Origin of the sequence: Tsukamurella strandjordii (assembly GCF_039525985.1) — a bacterium.
GTDB classification, from domain to species: domain Bacteria; phylum Actinomycetota; class Actinomycetes; order Mycobacteriales; family Mycobacteriaceae; genus Tsukamurella; species Tsukamurella strandjordii.
This window is the reverse complement of the sequence record NZ_BAAAII010000017.1, coordinates 86,283-92,731: the sequence shown is the minus strand read 5'-3', so window position 1 is coordinate 92,731 and position 6,449 is coordinate 86,283. Positions and strand designations below refer to the sequence as shown.

Annotated in this window: 8 protein-coding genes; 3 read left to right on the top strand and 5 right to left on the bottom strand. The window is 69.1% G+C overall.

Annotated elements, in window-relative coordinates; all coding sequences use genetic code 11:
- Nucleotides 1-490 precede the first annotated feature (490 nt).
- Genes tyrS through ABD108_RS22060 form a run of 5 tightly spaced genes read right to left on the bottom strand, consistent with a single transcriptional unit; the run spans nt 491 to nt 4,170 of the window.
- Complete coding sequence (gene tyrS, locus ABD108_RS22080) at nt 491-1,759, bottom strand: tyrosine--tRNA ligase (protein WP_343931400.1); 1,269 nt, start codon at nt 1,757-1,759, stop codon at nt 491-493.
- 34 nt (nt 1,760-1,793) lie between these two features.
- Nucleotides 1,794-2,381, bottom strand: a complete 588-nt coding sequence (locus tag ABD108_RS22075; RefSeq protein WP_343931399.1) for a DNA-3-methyladenine glycosylase — start codon at nt 2,379-2,381, stop codon at nt 1,794-1,796.
- Between the two features lie 8 nt (nt 2,382-2,389).
- On the bottom strand, nt 2,390-2,596 hold the full coding sequence (locus ABD108_RS22070) for a Trm112 family protein (protein WP_220655562.1): 207 nt from the start codon (nt 2,594-2,596) through the stop codon (nt 2,390-2,392).
- A gap of 9 nt (nt 2,597-2,605) precedes the next feature.
- The gene (locus tag ABD108_RS22065; protein WP_305112865.1) at nt 2,606-3,682 is read right to left on the bottom strand and encodes an NAD(P)-dependent alcohol dehydrogenase; all 1,077 of its coding nucleotides are present in this window, start codon (nt 3,680-3,682) and stop codon (nt 2,606-2,608) included.
- Nucleotides 3,679-4,170: a DUF4334 domain-containing protein gene (locus ABD108_RS22060; RefSeq protein ID WP_220655564.1), complete on the bottom strand. Its 492-nt coding sequence runs from the start codon at nt 4,168-4,170 to the stop codon at nt 3,679-3,681. Before ABD108_RS22060 ends, ABD108_RS22065 begins: the two co-directional genes overlap by 4 nt.
- A 150-nt stretch (nt 4,171-4,320) precedes the next feature.
- Here ABD108_RS22060 and ABD108_RS22055 point away from each other — a divergent pair, with 150 nt between their 5' ends.
- Genes ABD108_RS22055 through ABD108_RS22045 form a run of 3 tightly spaced genes read left to right on the top strand, consistent with a single transcriptional unit; the run spans nt 4,321 to nt 6,412 of the window.
- Nucleotides 4,321-5,052 (top strand): ABC transporter ATP-binding protein, encoded by a 732-nt coding sequence (locus ABD108_RS22055; RefSeq protein ID WP_343931397.1) that lies wholly within the window; start codon nt 4,321-4,323, stop codon nt 5,050-5,052.
- Nucleotides 5,049-5,807, top strand: a complete 759-nt coding sequence (locus tag ABD108_RS22050) for an ABC transporter permease (protein ID WP_255585433.1) — start codon at nt 5,049-5,051, stop codon at nt 5,805-5,807. Before ABD108_RS22055 ends, ABD108_RS22050 begins: the two co-directional genes overlap by 4 nt.
- Nucleotides 5,804-6,412: a TetR/AcrR family transcriptional regulator gene (locus ABD108_RS22045; protein WP_343931396.1), complete on the top strand. Its 609-nt coding sequence runs from the start codon at nt 5,804-5,806 to the stop codon at nt 6,410-6,412. The genes ABD108_RS22050 and ABD108_RS22045 overlap by 4 nt, the downstream gene beginning before the upstream one ends.
- The last annotated feature ends 37 nt before the right edge of the window (nt 6,413-6,449 follow it).

The following is a 6,449-nucleotide window of genomic DNA, read 5'->3' as shown; positions in this document are numbered from 1 at the left end:
TTGGCACTGACAATTCATCGACACACTGTTGAGTTCTCAAAGAACACGCCCAACGCGGCCGGCCACACCCTCTGGGTCTGACCCGCACCTTCGCAGGCACTTGTTCGAAGTTACTCCGTTGTAACTCGCCTGTCAAGGCGGGCCTCTCTGGAGCAACCGTTCCAGCTTAGATCAGGGTCTGTCTCGGAGTCAAATCCGGGGCTGGCTCGTGAATCTTGCCGGGTCTTCGATCTGCCGTCTGACCTGGGCTTTTCGGCCCCGTCCTGGTCGGCGTCTCGCTGACTTGGAATAAGTTACGCACCGTGGAACGAACAATCAAATCCGCTGGTCAGCCTGTAACTTGCCGTTAATCTGCGCAGGTCAGAGGCTTGCGCTCGCCGGAGGCCCCGGAAATCCCACCGATGTGATCCGTCGCACATCGCGTTGTTCCGGCGTCGAATCCGGCTTCAGCGGCCGACTGTCGAGCTTCTGACCTGCGCAGTTAACAGACTCAAAGGATCCGGGCACCCGCGAACGACTTTTTTCCGCGGCGCAGCACCAGCCAAGAACCGTGGAGAAGGCTCTCGGAGGTGGGTTCCCACTCCTCGGCGTCGATCTTCACGTTGTTCGCGTAGGCCCCGCCCTCCCGGACGGCGCGACGTGCGGCGCCCTTGGATTCGCAGAGCCCCGTGGCCACCAGGAGATCGACGATCGTGCGCGGCTCTCCCGGGGCGACCTCCGCGACGGAGGCCTCCTCGAGCGCCGCGGCCAGTGTGTTCTCCGGGAGATCGCCCAGATCACCGCGCCCGAACAGAGCCTGCGAGGCGAGTTCCACGGCGCGGGTGTGCTCCTCCCCGTGCACGAGGTTCGTCATCTCCGCCGCCAGGCGCTTCTGCGCGGTGCGCTTCTGCGGCGCCTCGGCGGTCTCGCGCTCCAGCTCGGCGATCTCCTCCTGCGTGAGGAAGGTGAACCAGCGCAGGTAGCGGATGACGTCGGCATCCGCCGTGTTCACGAAGTACTGGTACCAGGCGTACGGGCTGGTCATCTCCGGATCGAGCCAGAGCGAACCCCCGCCGGTGGACTTGCCGAACTTCTTGCCGTCCGACGAGGTCACCAGCTGCGTGGTCAGCGCGTGCACGTGCCGGCCGTCGATCTTCCGGTTCAGGTCGACCCCGGCCACGATGTTGCCCCACTGGTCGGAGCCGCCGATCTGCAGCGCGGTGTCGTAGCGGCGGGCCAGCTCCACGTAGTCGTACGCCTGGAGCAGCATGTAGCTGAACTCGGTGTAGCTGATCCCGTCGGATTCGAGCCGGCGCTTGACGGTGTCGCGCGCGAGCATCACGTTGATCGAGAAGTGCTTGCCCACATCGCGCAGGAAGGTGGGCACGTTCATCTGCCCGTGCCAGTCCAGGTTGTTCACCAGGATCGCGGCGTTCTCGCCGTCGAAGGAGACGAACCGCTGCAGCTGGGTGTCGATCTTCGCCGCCCACTCGGCAACCGTGTCCACGGAGTTCATCACGCGCTCCCCCACGTCCCGCGGGTCGCCGACCTGGCCGGTCGCCCCACCACCGAGAACGATCGGACGGTGTCCGGCCTCCTGGAAACGGCGCAGCGTGAGCAGCTGGACGAGGTGGCCGGCGTGCAGCGACGATGCGGTCGGATCGAACCCGGCATAGAGCGTGATCGGCCCCGCTCCCAGGCGCTCGCGGAGCGCCTCGATGTCGGTGGACTGCGCGATCAGGCCGCGCCAGGACAGTTCCTCGAGGATGTCTGCACTCACCCGTCCATTGTGGACGACCGGCGATAGTGCGTGGTCAGCGGCTCACCGATGGGTGGCCCTGCAACCACAGCCGCCAGGGCAGATCGACCGCCTTGGTGATGCCGATCCGCGGGCCGGAGGCAACCGGGCCCCGTCGGGCGGCGATCTGAAGCCGGACCTCGGAATCCGGGGAGAGCACGTCGATTCCCTTGTCGGCCACGGTGATCCCCAGTGCCTGGCCGAGCCGGCCGGGTCCGGCAGCAAGCCGAGCATCGGGATCGCGGACTCCGCGGCGCTCCCGCACCAGGTCGAGGCCGGATTCGATCGACGCGGCGCGCAGCAGGACGCCGCCGCCCTCCCCGTCGGGTCCGGCGGTGATGTTCACGCACTGGTGGATGCCGTACGACAGGTACACGTACAGGTGACCCGCCGGCCCGAACATCACCTCGTTACGAGGTGTCGGGCCGGGATAGGTGTGCGCCGCCGGATCGGGCCAGCGCCCGTACTCGGGAGAGCCGTAGGCCTCGACCTCCACGATCCGCGCCCGCACCGGCCCGACCTCCAGGACGGATCCCAGAATCAGGCGTGCAGCGCGAAGTGGGTGGTCAGCGAGCCGGTCCCGCACATCGCGGGCATTCGTCACGTGACGAGTTACCCGGCAGCGCGCGCCAGGATCGACTCGTGTTCGGCGTTGTCGACGTCGCGAGCCTCGGTGATCAGAAGAACGGGCAGACCATCCTCGATCGGGTACGCGCGACGGAGCCGCGGGTTGTAGAACAACTCATCGGGCACGTATAGCAGCGGCCCCTTGTCCTGCGGGCAGGCGAGGATCTTGAGCAGCGTCGCGTCGATGGCCATGCCGCCATGCTACCCAGCGGGCGGCACCCACACGGGCTTGACCGCCGTCCCCTCCTTCGCCGCCGACCACGCCTCGTCGAAGTCGGCGAACGGCGTCACGATCCGGTCCACCGGCAGCCTTCCCTCGCGGACCGCCTGAGCGAGCTCGGGCAGGAACTCCGAGGGCTCGGAATCGCCCTCGATCACGCCGATCACCCGCAGCCCGCGAGTCATGATGAGCATGACCGGCAATTCGGCCGACGGTGCGCCGAGGCCCACCACCGCGAGCGCGCCCCGGGGGCGCAGCGCGAGGACCGCCTGCGTGAGCACCTCGGGCCGCGCGGTGGTGTCGACCGCCGCGTGGGCGCCGCCACCGGTCGCCTCGATCACCTGGTGCGCCGCTTGCGGTCCCGCCTCTACCGCGTGCGTCGCGCCGAGCGACAGCGCGAGCTCGCGCCGGTCCTCGCGCGGATCCACCGCGACGATGGTGGTGGCACCCGCGAGCTTCGCCCCCATCACCGCGGCGAGCCCCACGGCACCGGTGCCGAACACCACGACCGACTGTCCCGCTTGCACTTTCAGGGCCCGCGTCACGGTACCCACGCCCGTTTGCACGCTGCATCCCAGAGGGGCGGCGAGCTCGAAGGGCAGATCGCCGATCGGAATCACGTTGCGGTCGGTGGCCAGGGCGTATCCGGCGAAGCTGGACTGGCCGAAGAAGCCGCCCGTGACGGCGGTCTCGCCGGACCGTATCCCCGGGAGCCCCAGGTAGTTCCGCACGATCGCCTGCTCGCAGTAACCGGGCGTGCCGGCCGCGCAGAACTCGCATGCACCGCAGCTGTCGAAGGTGAGGCTCACGCGGTCGCCCACCGCGAGACCGCGCGCATCGGGCCCGAGGGCCTCCACCACGCCGGCGCCCTCGTGACCGAGGATCACGGGCATGCCCTGCTCGGGCCACTGCGCGGCGAGGGTGAGATCGGTGTGGCACACACCGACCGCGGCGATCCGGACGAGAACCTGGTTCCCGGTGGGGTCCGGGATCTGCACCTCGAGGCTCGAGGGTGCCTCGCCCGGCGCTGCGACGACCCGCGCGACGGTGCTCGTCATCGGTCCGCCAGACAGCCGCCGGAGGGCGCCGGCCGGCTGTCCCGCTCGAGATAGAAGTAGAAGTACGGCGCCGCGAGCTTCTTCCCGGTCATGATGCCCATCACCGTGTCCTCGTCGACCTTGGCGAAGTGATCGATCACGGGCTGGCCGTCGTAGACCATCGAGGCGGTCACCGTGCCGTCGAAGTCGATCAGCCGCAGGCTCGCCTCCCCCTTGCCCAGTGCGACGTTGGAGTACTTCGCCCCCTCGTCGTCCAGGCACACCAGCGGCTGCACGTCGTTCGCCGAGCGGAAGCTCTTGCCGTACCAGCGCGCCTTGGCGAGCGCGCCGTCCATCGGGTGGCCGGAGGGCAACTCACCGCCGTGCCAGTCGCCCAGCATGAAGTCGATGCTCACGGGCTCGAGCTGCGCGAACAGCGTTGCGAGCTCCTCGGGTTCGGATTGGCGCGGATCGTCGATGAGATCGCGCACGGTGCGCTCAGCGGTCATCCCTCGATGTTATCGATGATTCTCCGCCGCGCCACCGAAACGAGAACACGTTCGCAGGTTTGCGATCGGCGGGTCTTGACGCGCAGCCCACCCCGGGCGCACGATTCACCCATCGATGAATTCATCGATCAATGAATTGTTGGAGACGATATGACCAGCGCGATCGCACTCTCCCAGCTCACCGTGGTGCGCTCCGGCGTCACCGTGCTCGACCACATCGACACCGATATCGCGCCCGGTGCGATCACCGGGCTGCTCGGCCCGTCCGGCTCCGGGAAGACCACGCTGATGCGGGCGATCGTCGGCGCCCAGCGCATCACGAGCGGCACGGCGACGGTGCTCGGCAGTCCGGCCGGAAGCGCCGGTCTGCGGACCCGCGTCGGATACACCACGCAGTCCCCCGCGGTGTACGGCGATCTCACCGTGCGCCAGAACGTCTCGTACTTCGGTGCGCTCTATCCGGACCGGCGGGCGAGCGCGAGAACCGATGTGTCCGAGGCCATCGCCGCCGTCGGCCTCGATGCCCTGGCCGATCGCCGTGCCGACGCCCTGTCGGGTGGGCAGCGATCGCGCGTCAGCATCGCCTGCGCGCTCGTGGCGCACCCGGAGCTGCTCATCCTCGACGAGCCCACCGTCGGGCTCGATCCGCTCCTGCGCGCCGAGCTGTGGGACCGGTTCACCGCGATGGCGGCCGGCGGCACCACGCTCCTCGTGTCGAGCCACGTGATGGACGAGGCCGCGCACTGCGCCGAGCTCGTCCTGCTGCGCGAGGGCCGGTTAGTGGCCTCCTCCACACCGGCGGAGCTGTTGCGCCGCACGGGCGCACCCAACCTGGACGAGGCCTTCCTCACCCTCGTCCGCGAGCAGGAGGCAGCGGCATGAGCACGGTCCTGAACCCGAGCATCACGCGCGCCACCACCGTCCGCGTACTCCGCCAATTGCGTGCCGATCCGCGGACCATCGCGCTCATCGTGGTGGTGCCGACCGCGCTGCTCACGCTGCTGTACTTCCTGTACCGCGATGCGCCGGGCGGGCCGGCCCTGTTCAACCGGGTGGCGCTGGTACTGCTCGGCGTACTGCCCTTCGCGCTGATGTTCATCGTGACCTCGATCGCGATGCAGCGCGAGCGGGCATCGGGCACGCTGGAGCGCCTTCTCACCACGCCGATGGCCAAGGCGGACCTGTTGTTCGGCTACGCGGCAGGATTCAGCGCGGCCGCCACGGCGCAGGCCGTGGTCGCGACCGCCGTCGCGGTGTACCTCCTGGGTCTGACCACCGCCGGCAGCGTGTGGCTCGTGGTGCTGATCGCCGTGGTCGATGCGTGGCTCGGTGTGGCACTCGGGCTGCTGTGCAGCGCGTTCGCGCGCACCGAGTTCCAGGCGGTGCAGTTGATGCCGGTGGTGGTGGTACCGCAGATCTTCCTGTGCGGCCTTCTGGTTCCGCTCGATCACATGCCGGGCTGGCTGCGCGCGATCGCCGATGTGCTGCCCATGACCTATGCCGTGAAGGCCCTGCAGGAGGTCGGGACGCATGCGCAGGCGACCGGCACGATGTGGGCGTCGCTCGCGGTGGTCGCCGGGTTCGCGGTGGTCGGGCTGGCGTTGGCGGCGGCGACCTTGCCGCGCACGACGGCGTGACGCGACGCTCCGGCCGGCGGTCGGGAAGCCCCGACACCCGCGCCGAGATCCTCGATGCCGCACGGGCAGCGTTCGCCCGGGGAGGTATGGCAGGAACGACGGTGCGCCGGATCGCCGCGGACGCGGGTGTGGATTCCGCTCTGGTGCATCACTACTTCGGCACGAAGCAGCAGCTGTATCTCGACGCCCTGGCGATCCCCGTCGACCCCGATGCCGTGCGCGTCCCGCTCCGCGAGGCACCCCTCGACGATGCTGCACGCACCCTGGTGCGCGCACTCCTCACGCTGTGGGACGGGCCCCTGCGCGAGGTGGGTGTGGCCGTGATCCGCACCAACCTGGGCAACGACGGCGATCCCGGGCTCGTCCGCGGCTTCCTGCTGGAGATCGTGCTCGGCGAGTTCGTCGACCGGCTCGACGCGGGCCCCGGCGACGGCGCTCTGCGCGCGAACCTCATGGTGGCGCAGGTCTTCGGACTCCTGGTGGCGCGCTACGTGGTGCGCTTCGAGCCGGTCGCCTCGCTCACCGTCGACGAGGTCGTGAACCTCGCCGCTCCCCCACTCCAGCAGGCGATCACGGGCCCGCTCGCCCGCCCCCAACGCACGTGAACACCGTTACCGCGACGATTCGCCCAGGTGGGCGCCG

Bases quoted from the DNA above. Each gene is read 5' to 3' on its own strand.
- ABD108_RS22055 (WP_343931397.1), top strand. From the start codon at position 4,321: ATGACCAGCGCGATCGCACTCTCCCAGCTCACCGTGGTGCGCTCCGGC.
- ABD108_RS22060 (WP_220655564.1), bottom strand. From the start codon at position 4,170: ATGACCGCTGAGCGCACCGTGCGCGATCTCATCGACGATCCGCGCCAA.
- ABD108_RS22070 (WP_220655562.1), bottom strand. From the start codon at position 2,596: ATGGCCATCGACGCGACGCTGCTCAAGATCCTCGCCTGCCCGCAGGAC.
- ABD108_RS22050 (WP_255585433.1), top strand. From the start codon at position 5,049: ATGAGCACGGTCCTGAACCCGAGCATCACGCGCGCCACCACCGTCCGC.
- ABD108_RS22065 (WP_305112865.1), bottom strand. From the start codon at position 3,682: ATGACGAGCACCGTCGCGCGGGTCGTCGCAGCGCCGGGCGAGGCACCC.